Genomic DNA, 18817 nt, shown 5'->3' with positions numbered 1-18817 from the left:
AGCGCCGGAGCGGCGACGAACAAGGCATGACGCTTATCTCCCCCTTGAGCAGGCCCGATACGGCGGATCGCGTCCTTCCCGACCTGTTCGCGCGCTGGTTCGAAAGCCGGGGCTGGACGCCGCGCCGGCATCAGCTCGAACTCATCGCGCTGGCGGAGGCAGGAAAGAGCGCGCTGCTGATCGCCCCCACCGGTGGCGGCAAGACGCTGGCCGGATTCCTGCCGTCCCTGATCGAGCTGAGCGAGCGGCGACGAGCTGGAAAGGATCTCGCCCATGCCAAGGGCAAGGGCGAGCTGCATACGCTCTACATCTCGCCGCTCAAGGCCCTGGCCACCGACATCCGGCGCAATCTCGAGGCGCCGATCAGCGAAATGCAGCTTCCCGTGCGGGCCGAAAGCCGCACCGGCGACACGCCGCAGAGCCGGCGCCTGCGCCAGCGCGAACGGCCGCCGGACCTGTTGATGACGACACCGGAGTCGCTGGCGCTGCTGCTGTCCTATCCGGATACCGAGAAGTTCTTCGCCAGCCTGCGCTGCGTCATCATCGACGAGCTGCACACTTTCGCGACCTCGAAGCGCGGTCACCACCTGGCGCTGTGCCTGGCGCGGCTGGCGGCCCTGGCACCGAAGACGCGGTTCGTCGGCCTGTCGGCGACGGTGGCCGATCCGCCGCAGCTCAGCGATTACCTGCGGCTGCGTGAGGCTGATATGGTCGAGATCGTCCTCGGCGATCCCGGCGCGCCGCCCAATGTCTCGATCATCGATGCCCACGAGCGCCTGCCGTGGGGCGGCCACATGGGCCAGCATGCGGTGCCCGAGGTCTACAACATCATCCGCCAGCACAAGACCTCGATCATCTTCGTCAACACCCGGGCGCAGGCCGAACTTACCTTCGACCGGCTATGGCGCCTCAACGACGACAATCTCGCGATCGGCCTGCATCACGGTTCGCTGGCGGTCGAGCAACGGCGCAAGGTCGAGGCGGCGATGGCCGCTGGCAAGCTGCGCGCGGTCGTGGCGACATCCTCGCTCGATCTCGGCATCGACTGGGGCGATGTCGATCTCGTCATCCAGATGGGCGCGCCCAAGGGCGTGAGTCGCCTGATGCAGCGGATTGGGCGCGCCAACCACCGCCTGGACGAACCCAGCCGCGCCATGATCGCACCCGCCAATCGCTTCGAGGTGCTGGAATCGCTGGCGGCGCTGGAGGCGATCGAGGCGCGCGAGCTCGACGGCGACCCGCCGCGGCCGGCCTGCCTCGACGTGCTGGCCCAGCACATCGTCGGCACCGCCTGCGCTCAGCCGATCGATCGCGAGGCCTTCTTCCACGAGGTCCGCCGCGCGCAGCCCTATCGCGACCTGCCGCGCAAGGACTTCGACGATACCTTCGATTTCGTGGCTACCGGCGGCTACGCGCTGGCGGCCTACGACCGCTGGCATCGTCTGAAGCAGCTGCCGGACGGGCGCTGGATGCTGTCCTCGCCCCTGATCGCGCGGCAGTTCCGCATGAATGTCGGCACCATCGTCGAGCTGCCCTTGCTCAAGGTGAAGCTGCGGCGCGGACCGATGCTGGGTGAGGTGGAGGAATCCTTCATCCAGGCCCTGGTGCCGGGCGACACCTTCGTCTTCGCGGGCCGCCTGCTGCGCTTCGAAGGCGTCAAGGAACTGGTGGCGCTGTGTTCGCTCGCGACGATGGGCGACCCCAAGGTGCCCGCCTATGGGGGTGGCCGGCTGCCGCTCTCGACCTTCCTGGCCGATCGGGTGCGTGGCATCCTGCAGGATCCGTCGCGGCATCCCAAGTTGCCGCCGGAGGTGCGGCAATGGCTCGATATCCAGCGCTGGCGCTCGACCCTGCCCAACAGCCACAGCCTTCTCGTCGAAGGTTTCCCGCGCGGCTCCAAGCAGTTCATCGTCGCCTACTGCTTCGAGGGCCGCAACGCGCACCAGACGCTCGGCATGCTGCTGACGCGGCGCATGGAGCGCCTGGGACTGAAGCCGCTGGGCTTCGTCGCCACCGACTACGTGCTCGGCCTGTGGGGATTGCGGCCGTCGACCAAGGCGCAGATCGACCAGCTTTTCGATGAGGACATGCTGGGCGACGATCTCGAGGCGTGGATGGACGAATCGACCATGCTGCGGCGCTCGTTCCGCAACGTGGCGGTGATCGCCGGCCTGATCGAGCGGCGTTTTCCCGGCGAGGAGAAGTCGCGCCGGCAGGTCACGTTCAGTTCGGACCTGATCTATGACGCCCTGCGCAAGCACGAACCCGATCACATCCTGCTGCGGGCGACGCGGCAGGATGCCGCTTGGCAGCTCGCCGACCTGAAGCGGCTGGGTGATCTCCTGCGGCGCGCCAAGGGCCGCATCGACTACCGTCGCCTCGACCGCATCTCGCCGCTCGCCGTGCCGGTGCTGCTGGAGATCGGCAAGGAGCGTGTACTGGACGGCACCGCCGAGGACGAACTGCTGGATATCGCGGCGCAGGAACTGATCGATGAGGCGACGCGGCTGACATAGACCGGTCTCCATGATCGACACGGCAAGGGATCCCTCGCGGTGCTCGGGATGACACCGATCAGGGAGCGCATCGTGCGGATCGACGATGGTGTCATCCCGAGGCCGCAGGCCGAGGGATCTTCGGTCGATCGCGCCGCAGAGAGAAAAGTCTTCGCTCGCGCTGGGTCCGGAAATGTCGCCATATTCAGGGCCATGAATTGAGGGGCACCATGGACATCGGCAATACCCTGAAGGACGCCGTACGCGCGGGCGATGTACCCGGCGTGGTCGCGGCGGCGGCAACGGATGGCGGCGTGATCTTCCAGGGTGCCGAAGGGGTCCTGAAGCCCGACAGCGTGATCTGGATCGCGTCGATGACCAAGGCGGTGACGGGAGCGGCCGCCCTGCAGCTCGTCGAGCGCGGCAAGCTCTCGCTCGATGCGCAGGCGGCGGATCTGGTGCCGGAGATCGGCGCCAAGGAGGTGCTGGTGGGCATCGATGCCGATGGCACGGTGCACACGCGCCTGCCGAAGCGGCCGATCACGCTACGGCATCTGCTGACGCATACGGCGGGACTGGGCTACGACACCTGGAACGCCGACATCTATCGCTATGTCCAGCTCAAGGGCGTCCCCAAACCGGGAACGCGGGCGGTCCTGGAAACACCGCTGCTGTTCGATCCCGGCGAGCAGTGGGAATACAGCACCGGCATCGACTGGGCCGGTCTTATGGTCGAGGCGGCAAGTGGTGTCCGGCTCGACCAGTACCTGCGGGAGAACCTGTTCGAGCCGCTCGGCATGGTCGATACCGGCTTCAGGATCGGTGCCACGCAGCGGCCACGCAAGGCGGCGGTGCATGTGCGGGCCGAAACCGACGGCTTCGTGGCCACCGACCACGAACTGAATCAGGAGCCGGAAGTCTTCATGGGCGGTGGCGCGCTCTACTCGACTGTCGGCGATTATCTCCGGTTCGTGCGCATGATCCTGGGGCAGGGCGCGCTCGACGGCGTGCAGGTGCTGAAGCCGGAGACGGTGGCGTCGATGTCGAAGAACGCCATGGGCGAGGTGCGCTGCCGGCCGCTCAAGACCCAGATCCCCGGCCGCAGTGCCGACATGGATTTCGTCGACGGCATGGAATGGGGGCTCACCTTCATGATCAACCCCGAACCCTTCCCGGGGCGCCGTTCGGCCGGCAGCCTCGCCTGGGCCGGCCTCGCCAATTCCTACTACTGGATCGATCCGGTGAAGAAGGTGACGGGCGTGTGGGCGACGCAGCTGCTGCCGTTCTACGATGCTCGGGCCGTTGCCGCCTTCGAGACCTTCGAGCGCGCCGTCTACGCTTCCCTGTAGAGCATTCACGTCCACGCTGCCGTTCGTCCGTTGACGGCCGCCGCGAGCCGCCTTTACACTTGCCGCCGGTCGAGAAGGCGACCGACGGACCGCGTAAAGGGTTGAACCCGCCTCCAGCGTCACGCTGACATCCTCCTTCTTTCTTGCCCGAGAGTTGCGGTCGCCGGGCGCGAAGAAAGAAGGTTTGCCATGCCGCAGGTCCTGCCTGCCAAAGCCAACATCCTTTGGCTCAAGAAAACCGCCAAGCAACAGCTTGCCGAGCTGCGGGTCAAAAGTCCGACTGCACGCCTCCACGAGGCCCAGCTTGCCCTCGCACGTGCCTATGGCTTCGCGAGCTGGCGCGCCCTGAAGGCGCATGTCGACGGCATTGCCGCCACCGATCGGGAAAGCCGGCGCGTGTTCGATGCCGCGCAAGCAGGCGATGTCGAGGCTGTGCGGCGCGCTTTCGCCGCCGGCTTCGATCCGGCGACGCCGGACAGCGATGGCCGTACGGTGATGCAGATCGCCAAGGAGCATGGCCACGACGCGATCGAGATATTGACCCGGACGCTCTGGGAGAGGGTGGGCCGCCCGGAATCGGAGGGGCGGGAGGTGCGTGCCATCCTCAGCGCGGCGCAGGACGGCAATGTCGCCGAACTCCGCGCCCATCTCGATGCCCATCCCGAGCTGATTGACGCGATGGGCGGCGGCCTCAAGAAGGCCACGGCGCTGCATCTGGCCGCCCTGCGCAACCGGCATGAGGCAATCCGGCTGTTGATCGAGCGCGGCGCCGATCTCGATCCTCGGGATTTCCCGGACAATGCGACGCCGCTGCATTTCGCCGTGGTCCATGGCGACCTGGAGACCATTCGGCTGCTGGTCGAGGCGGGCGCCGATGTCGAGGGCAAGGGCGACGATTACGGGATTGGCGTGCTGGGCTGGGCGACCTGCTTTGCGCGGGTGCGCGAGGATGTGGCCGAGTATCTGCTGGCCCATGGCGCGACCTTGACCCTCTGGAGCGCGATTGCCCTCGATCGCGTCGACGACGTCCGGGTGATGATCGCCCGCCGGCCGGACCTGCTGGTGGCGCGCATGACGCGCAACCAGCATCGCCGGACGGTCCTGCACCATGCCGCCGCCAAGAACAGGGTGAGGATGGTGCGCCTCCTGCTCGAACTCGGTGCCGATCCGAATGCCATCGATGCGGCGGGTGCCACGCCGGTGACGACCGCCTCGCTGGAGAATGCCGATGCGGCGGTGATCGATCTTCTGCTGAATGCCGGCGCGAAGCTCGATTTCCTGACCGCGGTGAACCTGGGACGTTACGCGGCGGCGGAAGCCATGCTGCGCGACGACCCCGCGCGCATCGGGCCGGAGGGGCGCGATACGATCGCGCTGCATCTTGCGGTCAACAAGAGGAACCTGACCGCCATTCGATGGCTGATCGCCCACGGTGTTGCCGTGAGCGCCAAGCGGCCGATGTGGGGCTGCAACCACACGGCCTTGCACATGACCGTCGAGAGCGGTGCGATCGATCTGGCGCGTCTTCTGCTCGACGCCGGTGCCGACCCCAATGTCCGCGACGACAAGTTCAAGGCGACGGCGCTGGGCTGGGCGACCTATTTCGGCCGCCCCGAGATCGCCGCGCTGATCCGCGAACGAGGTGGTGTGGAATAGAACGAAGGCGCCAATCAAGCTTCCGGCCCGCTCACGAGGCGGACCGGAAGTCATATTGATGACAGACCGGAACAGCCTTCAATTGGCATACGAATGGTTGGGATGTCTGTGTTCCGCACTAAGGAGGATTGGCTGACTTAAGGGCCTTCCTGAAGGCTCGCCGGAATTCATCGATCCCGATATCAGCATTCAAGGAGTACAGCGTGCGGAGAAATAGCCGATCATAATAGTGGCGAGACACGGGGTAGCGTTTCTCATCACCGATATAAAGCCGAAGGCCCCGGGATCCCATGGGTATGTCGAAGTTATATGCGCCTAACGCATAAATCAGGTCTTGTCCCCATGGCCGTCTCTGACATTCGTCATCGCTGTACAAGTCGATACCGCGCGCGTTCATATGCCAGTCGTAAACAGAAACAATATGGTCGGTCTCGATCGCGACCAGACTGACATGCTCCAGCGTCCTCACGACGGGTAGAAACGGCGAGCCGGGCTTGGGGGTAAATCCATGTGACGAGGTAACGCTGTTATCGATCTCGAACAGCTTGGCATCATCACGCTGATGCTCGGCAAAGCGCGTCAGATCACCCCCGATCTTCGCGTCGTTGGTCGGCAAGGCGAGTACTATTGTCGATGGAGGCACGTGCGCTGGGACTGCTTCCACGACGGTCGGGTCGGCAAGCCCAGCGAGCGCCGGAATCTCCTGGCGCACCGCCTCAACCTGTATGCGGATGTCGTTGATTGCCTTCGAGAGGCACGGTGCCGACTGATGGCTGGTGACGACGATGACTGAAATCTGCACGCCTTCCTTCCAGCGTGAATAGGGCGCTTTGTATCCGCTCTCTCCAGGGGCTGGGACCATGTAGGCGATTTCTTCATCTGTCGGCGAAGGCATCTGAGCCTGCGACGCTGGTATTTCCAAAAGCAGCGGAAACAACCCAAGCAGAGGCAGAGCAGCAGCCCACAGTGGGCTAGTGCGGGGCCGCAGGCGAAGAAAATGCCGCATCTGGATCATCGTCCCTCTCTCGCCGTATGCGGTGCCGCTGTATTGGCGAAAGCACATAGTCGATCACGTGTCGATTGTCGGTAACGATCTCTATTCGCTCATGAGGCGGGCTGGAAGCCCGCGGTCTGAAGTGCGCACGCTCAGTGGAAATCGCGGGAGGCGATCTTGATGGTCGGGCGGTCGAGGACGATGCGGCTGCGGTCGTAGGGCTGCTTCTTGCGCGGCTCGCGCTTGGCCGAGTCGTCGCGCGGGTCGGGCGTCGAGGAGCGGGCCTGGTCGCCGCGGCCCATGCGCAATTCGAAATGACCGTCGAGATCGGCGATGCGGTCGAGATCGGCCGACCAATCCCACAGTCGCTCGGCGACGAGATGGATCACGATTCCCTCCGTGCCGTCGTGCTGGATGTCGCGCTGGACCTTGCCGGCGACGCCCAGCAGCCGCGATCCCATGACGACCCGACGATAGGCTTCGAAGACCTTGGGCCAGACCACGAGATTGGCGATCCCGAACTCGTCCTCGAGGGTGACGAAAACGACGCCTGAGGCGGTGCCTGGGCGCTGGCGGACCAGCACCAGCCCGGCGAGCTGCAGGAAATCACCGCTGCAGGCCTCCCGCAGCTTTTGCGAATGCGCCATGCGCCGCTCCGACAGGCTCGGCCGCAGCAACTGCAAGGGATGGGCCCGCAATGACATCGAAAGGGTCGAGTAGTCGTCGACGACCTGCTCGCCGAGCGTGAGCCTGGGCAACGTGACCTTGGGCTCGAGATCGCGTGGGCGGAGGTGTTGGGGGCGAGACTGTTGCGGATGGGGCTGTTGCTCCAGAAGCGGCAGGGACGCTTCCGAGAAAGCCCGCACGGCCCACAGCACGTCCCGGCGTGACAGCCCCATCGAGGCAAAGGCGTCGGCACGCGCCAGCGCCAGGATCTGGCGCTTGTCGAGTCCGCCGCGGCGCCAGACATCGGCCGGATCGCGATAAGGGCGCTCGCCACGGCACTCGACCAGGCGTTTCATGTCGGCTTCCCGGAGGCCGGTGACCTGACGAAAGCCCAGACGCAGGGCGCGTTTCGGTCCCGAGGTCTTCTCCAGCGTGCAGTCCCAGTCGCTGGCGTTGATGTCGGGCGGCCGCACCTCGACGTCGTGCTCGCGCGCGTCGCGCACGAGCTGCGCGGGGGCATAGAAGCCCATCGGCTGGGCATTGAGGAGCGCGGCGGCGAAGACTTCAGGGAAGTACCATTTCACCCACGACGAGACATAGACCAGGATCGCGAAGCTCGCGGCATGGCTCTCGGGGAAGCCGTATTCGCCGAAGCCCTCGATCTGCTTGAAGCAGCGCTCGGCGAATTCGCGCTCGTAGTCATTGCCGAGCATGCCGTTGATGAAATCGTCCTTGAGCTTGTGGATCGTGCCCGTGCGGCGGAAGGTGGCCATGGCGCGCCGCAGCTTGTCGGCCTTGGCCGGGCTGAAGCCTGCCGCGACGATGGCCATCTGCATGGCCTGTTCCTGGAACAGCGGTACGCCCAGGGTCCTTTCCAGGACTTTCCTGAGTTCCGGCTTGGGATAGGTCACGTCGTCCGGATTGGCTCGGCTCTTCAGGTAGGGGTGTACCATGCCGCCCTGGATCGGCCCCGGCCGCACGATCGCCACCTCGACGACGAGATCGTAGTACTGACGTGGCTTGAGCCGCGGCAGCATCGACATCTGCGCCCGGCTCTCGACCTGGAACACGCCGATCGAGTCGGCCTTGCACAGCATGTCGTAGACCTTGGAATCGTCCGGCTTCATGGCGAGGGTGTGATCCTCGCCGTAATGCTGCTTGATCAGCTCGAAGCTCTTGCGCAGCGCCGTCAGCATGCCGAGCGCCAGCACGTCGATCTTGTAGATGCCGAGCGCGTCGAGATCGTCCTTGTCCCATTCGACGACGGTGCGGTCCTCCATCGCCGCGTTCTGGATCGGGATCAGCTCGTCGAGCCGGCCGTCGGTGAGGACGAAACCGCCGACATGCTGCGAGAGGTGGCGCGGGAAGCCGCACAGCGTCGCCGACAGGTCGAGCGCCATCGCCAGCCGCGGATCGTTGGGATCGAGGCCGGCCTCGCGCACATGCCTGATGTTGATCCCGCCCGAGCCGCTGCCCCACACCGTGTTGGCCATCGCGCCCAGCGTGTCGGGCGAGAGGCCGAGCGCCTTGCCGACATCGCGGATGGCGCTGCGGCTCCGGTAGGCGATCACGGTGGCGGCCAGCGCGGCACGATCTCGGCTCCACTTCTTGTAGATCCACTGGATCAGCTCCTCGCGGCGCTCGTGTTCGAAATCGACGTCGATGTCGGGTGGCTCGTTGCGTTCGTTGGACAGGAAGCGCTCGAACAGGACCTCGGTCTCGTCGGGATTGACCGAGGTGATGCCGAGGCAATAGCAGACCGCCGAGTTGGCCGCCGAGCCGCGGCCCTGGCACAGGATGCCCATCTCGCGCGCCTGCTTCACGATCTCGTGGACGGTCAGGAAGTAGGGCGCGATCTTCTTCTCGGCGATCAGGGCGAACTCGCGCTTGATGGTGGCGCTCACCCTGTCGGGGATCTCGCCGGGATAGCGCCAGGCCGCGCCCTGCCAGGTCAGCCGCTCGAGCTTCTGCATCGGCGTCTCGCCGCCCTCGTATTCGACCGGGTACTGGTAACGTAGATGGGTCAGTTCGAACTTGCAGAGCTCGACGATCTCCTGGATGCGCTCGATCGCGTGCGGATACCGGCGGAAGAGGCGGTGCATCTCCTGCGGTGTCTTGAGATGCCGCTCGGCCGAGGCGAAGCGATGGAAGCCCAGCTCCTCGACCGTGCGGTTGAGGCGGATGGCGGTCAGCACGTCCTGCAGCGCCCGCCGCTCGGGCACGTGATAGTGCACGTCGTTGGTGGCGACCAGCGGCGTCTTCATCCGTTCGGCCAAGGCATCGAGCTTCGCCAGCCGGCGGGCATCGTCGCCGCGGAACAGCACGCTGGCGGCGAGGTAGCAGCGCCCTTCATAGAGATGCGCCAGCTTGCGCAATCTCTCGTGGAAGGCCGGATCGTCGAGATGGCGCGGTGGCAGGACGATGGCGAGGAGGTTGTCGGAGAATTGCTCGAGGTCGGCGAAGGTGAGATCGCATTCGCCCTTGGCGGCGCGACGATTGCCCTCCGTCAGCAGGCGCGACAGGCGCTTGTAGCCCTCGACGTTCATCGGATAGGCGAGCAGCGAATAGCCGTCACGCGTCTCCAGCCGGGCGCCGACCAGGAGTTTGAGGCGTTTGTCCTCCGGCACGTCCTCGTCTTCGTAATAGTCCTTGATCGCGGTGAAGGCGCGCACGACGCCGGCCAGCGTGTTGCGGTCGGCGATGCCGATGGCGTTGTGGCCGAGCGCGGCCGCCCGATAGACGAGTTCGCCCGGATGCGACCCGCCGCGCAGGAAGCTGTAGTTGGTTGTGACCTGCAGCTCGGCGTAGCGCATGGGATCGACGATGCTCATGGCCGGGGGCGCGCCACTCCAGTGGCGCGATCTGCGCAGGCATGGACAAAGACGCGCCACTGGAGTGGCGCGCCCCCAGCAAAAAGATCAGGCGCAAAAGCCATGCAGGAACCACTTGGTCGCGCCGCCGGTTGCGGAGGCGTTGTGGCTGCCGTCTCGGAACAGCCAGAAGCGGCCGCCATCGTCGTCCTCGACGCGATAGTAGTCGCGCACCGGCGGAGTTGTCTGGGGTGGCGCATGACGGCCGTTGGTGCGCGGCCGCCACCATTCGTCGGCGATCCGTTCCGGCCCCTCGACGCGCACGATGCGATGGGCATGGCGGCGCCACAGGAACTGGCGCGGCGGATCGTCGGGCAGCAAGGCGGTGACATCGATCGGCTCGGGCCGCTGCAGCAGCCGCGTCGGTCGCGTGCCCTTCATCGAGGCGAGCCGCGCCCAGGCGCCCGCTGCCGCCGGTTTGGCGGAGACCGGTATCGCCGTCTGTACGCGTTCGGGCAGATGGCTGTCGCGCGGCGCGAGGCGCACGACATTCTCGGCGCCCAGACGCAAGGCCAGCCGGTCGGCGAGATCGATCGTGCCGTCGCTGCCGGCAAAGGACGTACCGGCTGTGCCGGCGTTGGGCAGCGAGTCCTGAGCGCCGGTCCAGTCCTCGACCTCGGGCGCGCTCAGGATCATCAGCTCGACGCCGAAGCCGGGATCGAGCTCGCCCAGCCTTTCCTCGAACAGCTTCATCAGTTTCGGGTTGTCGCGGTTGGGACGGCTGGTGCCGATGCCAGTGCGGTCCACCGAACCATCGACACGATAGAGTGCGATCTCGAGCTTGCGCGCGCCCACGCCCGCCTGCTCGAATTGCTTGCAGAGCGCGGCCAGCAGGCGGCTGGTGGCGGCGGCAATGTCCTCGGGCCGGCCGATCGGTTCGGCAAAGGCGAGGCGGCTGCGAAAGGCGGGCGGGGCGCGGCGCGGCTCGATCGGCTCGTCGACTCTCCCCAACGCCTGGTCGAGACGCGTGAGCGGCTGATCGCCGAAGCGGCGCGCCAGCGGTCCGCGTGGCAGGGAATAGAGATCGCCGATGCGGCGCAGGCCAAGCTTGAGGAAGGTTTCGAGGATCGGCGTTCGGAGCCGCAGCCCGTCGACGGGCAGGGCAGCGAGCGCCTCGCGCTGGCCGCGGGGCGGGCAGAAGAGATCGGCCTGTCGGTCGGCATAGCGGGCCAGCGCCCAGGCCGCGCCGGCCGTATCGGCCAGGGCGGCACGACAGGTGAAGTCGTGCCGCGCCAGCCGTTCGACGAGATCGGCCAGCAGCGCGCGTTCGCCGGCCTCGCCCTCACCGAACAAATGGCCGCAGCCGGTGACGTCGAGCAGCAATCCGGCATCACCGCCAAAGCCACCGGCGCTGCAGGCTTCGAGACGGCCCTCGGCATCGGGCTCGGCAAGGGCCGCGCCCAGCGGATCAATCGCGACCCAGGGCGTGTAGCGATCGCACCAGCCGGCAAGGGCCTCCAGCAGCCGACGATCGGCTTCCGGCTCGGCACCGGTCGTAACCAGGTCGGGCACCAGGGCGCGCGCATCGGCCAGCCGCAGGTGCGGTCGCAGACCGGCGGCGCGGGCATGAGCATTGACGGCCGCCAGACGGGGACAGCCATCGAGCCAGAGGACGGTGGCGGCGGCTCTAGCCGACCAGTCTTTGGCGGCTTGGACCTCCCCAGCCGAGTCCGGCCGCGGCCGGGCCAGTCGATCGGTGGCGAGCTTGGGGAACCACAGCGAGATGATGCGTTTCATCGTTCCACTCCACGAGCCAACCCGGCATCTCCTCGGTCGAGGGCGTGCCGAAGCGGTTGCGCCTGAGTTCGATGCGCCACTGCACGGTGACGGGATCTTCGGAACCTGCCGCGGCGGGCGACGGCGTCGAAGCGACGCGCCAGCGGGTGGTGCAGACGCTTTGCGGCGGCGCCGGCTGGGATCGGAGCAGGAGAGCCGGCACGCCGTTCTTTTCCGTCGCCAGCGACAGGCGACGGCCGGGGGTCGGATCGGCGGCGCGGGTCTCGCCCAGAACGGCGGCGATACCCGGTGTGCGCAGCCCTTCCTCCATCGCCCAGAACAGATCCTCCTCGCGCCGCGCCGTGACCATCAGCAGGCGCGCCGGATCGAACCAGCCGGACAGGGCGGGCGCGTAGGGCGGGGCATCGAAGACGCCGAGCGGCTGACGGCACCAGAGGATCGTGCCCGGTCGATCCTGGCCGAAGCGGCCCAGCAGATAAGCGGCAAATCCCAGGGCGGGGCCATCGTGAGGAGCGACTCGGCCCGACGGCGCCTGACCGGCCTCGATCTCGTGCAGTGCCCCGGTCAGCAGCCCGCCTTCGGGCAGCAAAGCATCGATGGCGACGAGACCCGTCGGGACGGCCGTTCGGCCTGCTCGTTGGGCGCTATGCGCACGTTCCAGCCGCCGGACCTGCTCGCGCAGTTTTGGCGGAACGTGCCCCTGCTCGATAGTGGCGGTAGGGGGAGCAAAGGCGGTTGGGGAAATGACAGGCATTGCCCCCTCGGGTTTCTTCCTGTGGCTGGATAATTGTTCTTGTTTTGTTCTAATCACCGAACCTTGAAGAGTCAACGCCCGTCGGCGGGCCTGTTCGCACTGGCACAGCCCCTGCTTTTGGCCTGAAGTCACCCTCCTTCCGGGACCCACGGAGGCTCTGCATGTCCCTGCGATTTTCCTGTGCTGCCCTGATCGCCACGGCCCTGGCCCTGCTGAGCGGGCCGGCCCTGGCCCGCTGCTCCAAGAATCTGGTCGAGAATTTCGGGTCGCCCCTGCATCTGGCTTCCTTCGACGGCCTGCGCCTGGCCGGCGATCCATCGGCCAACCGGGCCGTCATCACCTTCCTGGGACATGCCAGCTACCAGATCGACACGCCGCAGGGGGTGCGCGCCATCACCGACTACAACGGCGTCAACGGCTTCGGCCGCCATCCCGACATCGTCACCATGAACAACGCCCACAGCACGCATTACACGGACGAGCCGGAGGAGGGCATCACCTACGTCCTGCGCGGCTGGCCGCGCGAGGGCGAGACAGAGTCGAAGGTCGACGTCACCCTGAAGGACATGCGGGTCTGGAACGTGCCGACCAATGCGCGCGACTGGGCCGGCGGCGTCCGTATCAACGGCAACTCGATCTTCATCTTCGCCGTCGGCGATCTCTGCATCGCCCATCTCGGCCATTTGCATCAGCGCCTGACGCCCGAGCATCTCGAGGCGCTGGGCCGCATCGACGTGCTGATGGTGCCGATCGACGGCTCCTACACCATGGGTGTACCGCTGATGGTCGACGTCATCCATCAGATCGAGCCCAAGGTCGTGCTGCCCATGCACTATTGGGGCCGCTCGCAGCTCGACCGCTTCATGGGCCTGCTGGCGCCGCTGGAACCCGCCTTCATCTGGCCGGAGCGCCATACCGTCGAGATCGCGAAGGAGGACCTGCCGGACAAGCTCACCGTCATCGCCGTGGCCGGCGACGGCGGCGGCTGAGATTACCGTTTCCACCGTTTACAAACGGTTGGAAAAACGGTTTGTCCTCCGCCTGCCGTGCGCCGGCCCCGCAAGATCGTGCCGCGTGTCAGGCCCCGTCGTCGCTGAGCATTGTTCCGATGACCTTCGCCATCTGGATGTTCTCGATCAGGCACCGCTGGCGTTCGATCAGGTCGGACAGGGCAGTGCCTTCCTGGGCCGTCAGCTCTCCCGCCAGCACGCCCTGCGTCACGGCCGTGTGAACCGCAACGACATCGCCGAAGTTCTCGATCGACGGCAGCTCGAACTGCACGGCGCGGCCGCGACGCTTCGGCCAGATTCGCTCCAGCACCATCTCGAGCGCCTTCATGTTGCCGCCGCGCGCCTCGTCGATCGCGATCCGGATCAGCTCCGGACCGGCGTCGGCTCCAAGCCTGTCGAGGACGGTGACGCCGCTGGTCACCGGACCGCGCGGGCGGCCGGGGCCGCCGGCATTGCCCTTGGCGAAACGACCGTCGGCGGTGCGTTCTGGCGCCGGGTCCGCCGAGGAGGCCGTCGACGCATCGGTCGACGGACCAGCCGACGGGGAGGAGGTGGAAAGAAGAGTCTCGAACATCGTCGTTGCTCCTGGAGGCCCGGATTGGGCGATCCGACCTCCTTAAGCCCTACGGGCCGCAAACGACGATTCCGGTCGTCAACGGCGCCGTCGATGAACGATCGGGGCGGAGTCAGATCCGCAGGTTGGTGCGCGCGAGGTCGATCACCTGCGTGGCGCGCCCATCCATCACCGCCTTCATCAGGAACAGGCTGAAGCCGTAGGCCTGTTCGATCGTTGCCTTGGGCGGCATGGCGAGTTCCTGCCGGGCGCTCACCACATCGAGCAGGGCCGGCCCCTCGTGCGCCAGCACCTCGCGCATCGCGCCTTCGAGATCTCGCGGATTCTCGACGCGGATGCCCTTGATCCCCATGGCGGTGGCCATCGCCGCGAAGTCGGGATTCTTGAGGTCGACGGCGGTATCGAGGAATCCGCTCGCCTTCATCTCCATCTCGACGAAGCCCAACGTGCCGTTGTTCAGAACCACGACCTTCACCGGCAGGCCAAGCTGCGACAGGCTGAGGAAATCACCCATCAGCATCGCGAAGCCGCCATCACCGGACATCGATATCACCTGGCGATCGCGGAAGGTTGCCTGGGCGCCGATCGCCTGCGGCATGGCGTTGGCCATCGAGCCGTGATTGAACGAGCCGATCAGGCGTCGCTTGCCGTTCATCTTGAGATAGCGTGCGGCCCACACCGTCTGCGTGCCGACATCGCAAGTGAAGATGGCATCGTCGTCTGCCAGCTCGCTCAGCAGCCGAGCGACATATTGCGGATGGATTTGCTTGCCGTCGGGCCGGCTCTCGGCCAGCGCGTCGAGATCGGCGCGCGCCTTGCGATAGTGTGCGAGGGCCATGTCGAGGAAGGAGCGGTCGGTCCTGGGCTTCAGACGGGGCAGCAGGGCCGCGACCGTGTCGGCAACGGTGCCGACGACGCCGAGATCGAGCCGGCAGCGATTGCCCAGGCTCTCCGCCCGCAGATCGATCTGCGCCACCTTGGCCTTCTCGGGATAGAACTGCCGGTAGGGAAAGTCGGTGCCGAGCAGGAGGAGCGTGTCGCACTCCTTCATGGCGGCATAGCCGGAGGCGAAGCCGATCAGGCCGGTCATGCCCACATCGAAAGGATTCTCGTACTCGATATGCTCCTTGCCGCGCAGCGAATGCACGATCGGGGCATTGAGGGTGCGCGCCAGCTCGACCACTGCGTCATGCGCACCGGCACAGCCCGCGCCGCACATCATCGTGATCCTGCGGCTGTCGTTCAGCAGGGCCGCCAGCGCGTCGAGCTCTGAATCGGCCGGCCGCACGATCGGTGCCCTGGGCGCGATCCATGTCCCGGCCTGAGCTGCGGTGGCCTGCAGCGCGATGTCGCCCGGAATGACGATCACGGCCACGCCACGTTCGGCCACAGCGACGCGGATCGCCTTGTCGAGCACCCGCGGCATCTGCTCGACGCTGGAGATCGTTCCGACATAGTGCGAGCATTCGGTGAAGAGCTGTTCCGGGCGCGTCTCCTGGAAATAGTGACCGCCGATCTCGGCACTGGGGATCTGCGCTGCGATGGCCAGCACGGGCACGCGGCTGCGGTAGCAATCGAACAGACCGTTGACGAGATGCATGTTGCCGGGGCCGCAGCTTCCGGCGCACACCGCGAGTTCTCCGGTGATATGGGCTTCGGCGCCGGCCGCGAAGGCGCCGGCTTCTTCGTTCCGCACATGCACCCAGTCGAGTCCCTTCATGCGGCGCAGCGAGTCGGTGAAGCCGTTGAGCGAGTCCCCGGCCACGCCGTAGACCCGCTTCACGCCGGCGGCTTGAAGCGTCTCGGCCATCAGGTCGGCAATCGTCCGTGCCATGCAGAACTCCGTGTTGCTGGTCGGGCAATCGCCTATGAAGTCATTTCGTCATCCCGAGCGAAGCCGCCTGCAGGGCTCGCTCCGCTCGGCTTCGCTCGGGATGACGGGAAATCTTTGCATAGGCGATTGCCCTAGGGGAGGGTGCGAGTGAGAGCCATCGCACTACCCCACGGAGGCCGTGTGCCACAAGCGCCGGCTGCAGGCCGCGATCAGCTCGAGGCGAAATCACCGAGTTCGCGATTGAACCGTTCGGCGTCTTCGTAGAAAGGCGTGTGACCGGCTTGTTCGTAGATCGACAGCGTGGCTCGGGGATTGAGGGTCAGGAGGCGACGGGACATCTCCGGTCGCGTCAGCGCATCCTTCGCGCCGAATGTCACGAGCAGGCGGGGAGCCCGAGCGAAGGCCTCGTCCAGACCGTCGTTGCCGATTCGCACCACGCCCTGCTGCACGGCGCGGGGCACCATGCCGTTGAACACGAGCATGCGTGCGAACGCCTCTGCCGACGGCATCTCGGCGAAGCAGGCGGCGAGGAAGCGTGCGATCGCTTCGGTCCGCGCCGACAGGTCCGGCGAGGCGAGCCGGCCGGCATAGTCGAGCGATGTCTGCGTCAGCAGGTCGGGCGACAGCTTCGTCACGGCATTGACCAGGTTGATCCCGCCGATCCCGTCGATGCCGCGGCGCGCCACATAGTGGCCGATCACGAGTCCGCCCAACGACCAGCCGACGAGAGTCGGCCGCCGCAGCTTGGCGGCCGCGATCACGGCGCCCAGATCGTCCGCCCAACGGGCTCCGTCGGCATAGGCGGGCGCCTCGTCCGGCTTGTCGGAATCGCCGTGGCCGCGCAGGTCGAACGTCACGATGCGGAAGCGTTGCACGAGGGCGCTGTCGGTCTGCAGTTCCCACGACAACCGGCTCTGGCCCAGGCCATGGACCAGGACGATTTCCGGATGGCCGGGATCGCCATAGGCGCGCGCCGACAGCCGCAATCCGTCGGGTGTGCGGACCGCGAGAGGCTGGCCCGGCTCGACCGATCCTGAAAGCTGCTGCTGCGCGCGCAGCTGCGTGGCGGCCAAGCCGAGTCCAAGAGCTGTGCCGAAAAGGACGCGTCGCGAGAATTCCATGGCGAACCTCATATGTTATGTAGTGATCGATAAAGAACTGTCCTTGACCTCTCGTGTCAAGGGTTGTTTAGTGGTCGTTATGGAAGTGGAGGAGAAAGAGAAATCAAAGGGCGGGCGGCCGCGCGGCTTCGATCGCGACAAGGCCGTCGACATCGCCATGCGCCTGTTCTGGCGACACGGCTATGAGGGCGTGTCGATCGCGGAGCTAACGAAGGCGATCGGCATTGCCGCGCCGAGTCTGTACGCCGCCTTCGGCAGCAAGGAGGAACTGTTCGCTGCGGCGCTTGCCCGCTATGAGCAGGATTCCGCGGCGTTCGATCTCTCGAAGCTGCGGGGCGCGAAGTCGTTGTCGCAGGCGGTGCGGCTGTTGCTGGAGGCCAGCATCGATGCCGTCACCAGTCCCAAGCGGGAGCGTGGCTGCATGATTTCAAGCGGGTTGATCGCCTGCCATCCCGACCATCAGGCACTGGCCGATGATCTCGGTCGGCGCCGCGATGCCATGCGCAAGGCGATCGGCGCGGCGCTGCGTCCCTGGGTTGACGAGAAGGAGGCGCAGCGCATCGCCCGACATCTGGCGGCAGTGATGCAGGGCATTTCCATCCAGGCCCGTGATGGCGCTTCGTCGGTGGAGTTGCGTGAGATCGTCGACGAGGTCGTGGCCGGCTTGGCCACCCGTCCGGCGGCAGCGGTTTCCGCCCGGCATCGTGCGTCGCGATCGCGATCGAACTAGCGACCCTTCTCGAAGCCCGACAGGACCTGCACCAGGTTGCGGCCGAGATCGTCGCTGAGATAGCCGCCTTCCTGGACCAGCACGGTGGGCAGCCCCAGGCTGGCGATCTTCTGCCCCATGGCATGGAAGCCGGCACCGGTGACCTTCAGCCCCTGTAGCGGATCGCTCTCGCTGGCATCGAGACCGAGGGCGATCACGAGGGCGGTGGGATTGAAGGCGCGGATCCGGGCGATCGCCTTGTCGCCGGCCGCAAGCCAAACGGCATCGGATGAGCCAAGCGGTTGCGGCAGGTTGAGGTTGAAGCCCTGGCCCGCGCCAGCTCCCGTCTCGTGCGCATGGCCCCAGAAGTAGGGATAGTAGTCGGCCGGATCGGCATGGATCGAGATGGTGAGCACATCGGCACGCTCGTAGAAGATGCCCTGCGTGCCGTTGCCGTGATGCACGTCGATATCGAGGACCGCCACGCGCTGGTGTTTGGCGAGCAGCCGCTGGGCCGCGATGGCGGTGTTGTTCAGAAAGCAGAAGCCGCCTGCCATGTCGGCATAGGCGTGATGGCCGGGCGGTCGGCACAGCGCATAGGCCTCGCGGGCGCCTTCCAGCACGAGGTCGGCGGCTGTCGCCGCTACCTCGCTCGAGGCGAGGGCGGCCTCCCAGGTACCGGGTCCGATCGGGCAGGCAAGATCGGCCTGATGCCAGCCGGCGCGGCCGGCCAGTGCCCGCGGATAGGTCGCGGCGTAGCGCGAGGGATGCATGTTCGGCACGACCTCGGCCGAGGCGTTGGGCAGCTTGGCCCATTCGCGCGAAGCGATATGCAGGAAGTCGAGATAGTCAGGCGTATGGATGGTGGCGGCCGGGGCGGTGCCGTAGGCGCGCGGTCCGACGATCTCGTGGCCGGCCTCGGTGGCGGCGCCCAGAAGACGTGTTGCCCGCTCGGGCTGCTCGGTGCTCCTCTGCTTCACGCCGCGCACGACGAAGGTCTGCGGATCGTGAACGGCATGCTTGTCGGAATAGACGATCTTCATCGAGC

Annotated in this window: 13 protein-coding genes; 5 read left to right on the top strand and 8 right to left on the bottom strand. The window is 66.4% G+C overall.

Features of this window, described 5'->3' with window-relative positions; genetic code table 11:
• Positions 1–26 precede the first annotated feature (26 nt).
• From B5D62_RS19560 to B5D62_RS19550, 3 genes are all read left to right on the top strand, one after another.
• Positions 27–2516 (top strand): ligase-associated DNA damage response DEXH box helicase, encoded by a 2490-nt coding sequence (locus B5D62_RS19560; protein ID WP_085935610.1) that lies wholly within the window; start codon positions 27–29, stop codon positions 2514–2516.
• Positions 2517–2713: 197 nt separating this feature from the next.
• Entirely contained in the window at positions 2714–3844 is a 1131-nt protein-coding gene (locus B5D62_RS19555) for a serine hydrolase domain-containing protein (protein ID WP_085935609.1), read from the top strand.
• 189 nt (positions 3845–4033) lie between these two features.
• Positions 4034–5500 (top strand): ankyrin repeat domain-containing protein, encoded by a 1467-nt coding sequence (locus B5D62_RS19550; protein ID WP_085935608.1) that lies wholly within the window; start codon positions 4034–4036, stop codon positions 5498–5500.
• 118 nt (positions 5501–5618) lie between these two features.
• On the opposite strand, the gene B5D62_RS19545 is transcribed toward B5D62_RS19550, so the two are convergent.
• From B5D62_RS19545 to B5D62_RS19530, 4 genes are all read right to left on the bottom strand, one after another.
• The gene (locus tag B5D62_RS19545) at positions 5619–6515 is read right to left on the bottom strand and encodes a hypothetical protein (protein WP_085935607.1); all 897 of its coding nucleotides are present in this window, start codon (positions 6513–6515) and stop codon (positions 5619–5621) included.
• Between the two features lie 131 nt (positions 6516–6646).
• Complete coding sequence (locus tag B5D62_RS19540) at positions 6647–9973, bottom strand: error-prone DNA polymerase (protein WP_218191168.1); 3327 nt, start codon at positions 9971–9973, stop codon at positions 6647–6649.
• Between the two features lie 105 nt (positions 9974–10078).
• Positions 10079–11767 carry a Y-family DNA polymerase gene (locus B5D62_RS19535; RefSeq protein WP_085935605.1) on the bottom strand — a complete coding sequence of 563 codons (1689 nt, stop codon included), beginning with the start codon at positions 11765–11767 and terminating at the stop codon, positions 10079–10081.
• Positions 11658–12521, bottom strand: coding sequence for an ImuA family protein (locus B5D62_RS19530; RefSeq protein WP_139373974.1), 864 nt, complete (start codon positions 12519–12521; stop codon positions 11658–11660). The genes B5D62_RS19535 and B5D62_RS19530 overlap by 110 nt, the downstream gene beginning before the upstream one ends.
• A gap of 161 nt (positions 12522–12682) precedes the next feature.
• Here B5D62_RS19530 and B5D62_RS19525 point away from each other — a divergent pair, with 161 nt between their 5' ends.
• Positions 12683–13510, top strand: coding sequence for an MBL fold metallo-hydrolase (locus B5D62_RS19525; RefSeq protein ID WP_085935603.1), 828 nt, complete (start codon positions 12683–12685; stop codon positions 13508–13510).
• A gap of 88 nt (positions 13511–13598) precedes the next feature.
• On the opposite strand, the gene B5D62_RS19520 is transcribed toward B5D62_RS19525, so the two are convergent.
• The 3 genes from B5D62_RS19520 to B5D62_RS19510 form a co-directional block, all read right to left on the bottom strand.
• On the bottom strand, positions 13599–14105 hold the full coding sequence (locus B5D62_RS19520; RefSeq protein WP_085935602.1) for a hypothetical protein: 507 nt from the start codon (positions 14103–14105) through the stop codon (positions 13599–13601).
• A 112-nt stretch (positions 14106–14217) separates the two neighbouring features.
• Complete coding sequence (poxB, locus tag B5D62_RS19515; RefSeq protein WP_085935601.1) at positions 14218–15939, bottom strand: ubiquinone-dependent pyruvate dehydrogenase; 1722 nt, start codon at positions 15937–15939, stop codon at positions 14218–14220.
• A gap of 209 nt (positions 15940–16148) precedes the next feature.
• Positions 16149–17012 (bottom strand): alpha/beta fold hydrolase, encoded by an 864-nt coding sequence (locus tag B5D62_RS19510; protein WP_170921029.1) that lies wholly within the window; start codon positions 17010–17012, stop codon positions 16149–16151.
• On the opposite strand from B5D62_RS19510, the gene B5D62_RS19505 reads away from it, so the two are divergent.
• A complete protein-coding gene (locus B5D62_RS19505; RefSeq protein WP_231714873.1) occupies positions 17002–17790 on the top strand; it encodes a TetR/AcrR family transcriptional regulator in 789 nt (262 codons plus the stop codon). The two genes, B5D62_RS19510 and B5D62_RS19505, sit on opposite strands and share 11 nt — an antisense overlap.
• Here the strand turns inward: B5D62_RS19505 and B5D62_RS19500 are convergent.
• The gene (locus B5D62_RS19500) at positions 17787–18812 is read right to left on the bottom strand and encodes a histone deacetylase family protein (RefSeq protein ID WP_085935600.1); all 1026 of its coding nucleotides are present in this window, start codon (positions 18810–18812) and stop codon (positions 17787–17789) included. The two genes, B5D62_RS19505 and B5D62_RS19500, sit on opposite strands and share 4 nt — an antisense overlap.
• Between the last annotated feature and the right edge of the window lie 5 nt (positions 18813–18817).

The sequence above is a fragment of the Enhydrobacter aerosaccus genome (assembly GCF_900167455.1).
In the GTDB taxonomy this organism is placed as follows: Bacteria; Pseudomonadota; Alphaproteobacteria; order Reyranellales; family Reyranellaceae; genus Reyranella; species Reyranella aerosaccus.
The sequence above is the reverse complement of the archived record's forward strand: the minus strand, read 5'-3'. Positions and strand labels throughout refer to the sequence as shown.

Coding starts and splice junctions, on each gene's coding strand:
- B5D62_RS19540 (WP_218191168.1), bottom strand. CDS start 9,973: ATGCGCTACGCCGAGCTGCAGGTCACAACCAACTACAGCTTCCTGCGC.
- poxB (WP_085935601.1), bottom strand. CDS start 15,939: ATGGCACGGACGATTGCCGACCTGATGGCCGAGACGCTTCAAGCCGCC.
- B5D62_RS19500 (WP_085935600.1), bottom strand. CDS start 18,812: ATGAAGATCGTCTATTCCGACAAGCATGCCGTTCACGATCCGCAGACC.
- B5D62_RS19535 (WP_085935605.1), bottom strand. CDS start 11,767: ATGAAACGCATCATCTCGCTGTGGTTCCCCAAGCTCGCCACCGATCGA.
- B5D62_RS19560 (WP_085935610.1), top strand. CDS start 27: ATGACGCTTATCTCCCCCTTGAGCAGGCCCGATACGGCGGATCGCGTC.
- B5D62_RS19545 (WP_085935607.1), bottom strand. CDS start 6,515: ATGATCCAGATGCGGCATTTTCTTCGCCTGCGGCCCCGCACTAGCCCA.
- B5D62_RS19530 (WP_139373974.1), bottom strand. CDS start 12,521: ATGCCTGTCATTTCCCCAACCGCCTTTGCTCCCCCTACCGCCACTATC.
- B5D62_RS19525 (WP_085935603.1), top strand. CDS start 12,683: ATGTCCCTGCGATTTTCCTGTGCTGCCCTGATCGCCACGGCCCTGGCC.
- B5D62_RS19550 (WP_085935608.1), top strand. CDS start 4,034: ATGCCGCAGGTCCTGCCTGCCAAAGCCAACATCCTTTGGCTCAAGAAA.
- B5D62_RS19520 (WP_085935602.1), bottom strand. CDS start 14,105: ATGTTCGAGACTCTTCTTTCCACCTCCTCCCCGTCGGCTGGTCCGTCG.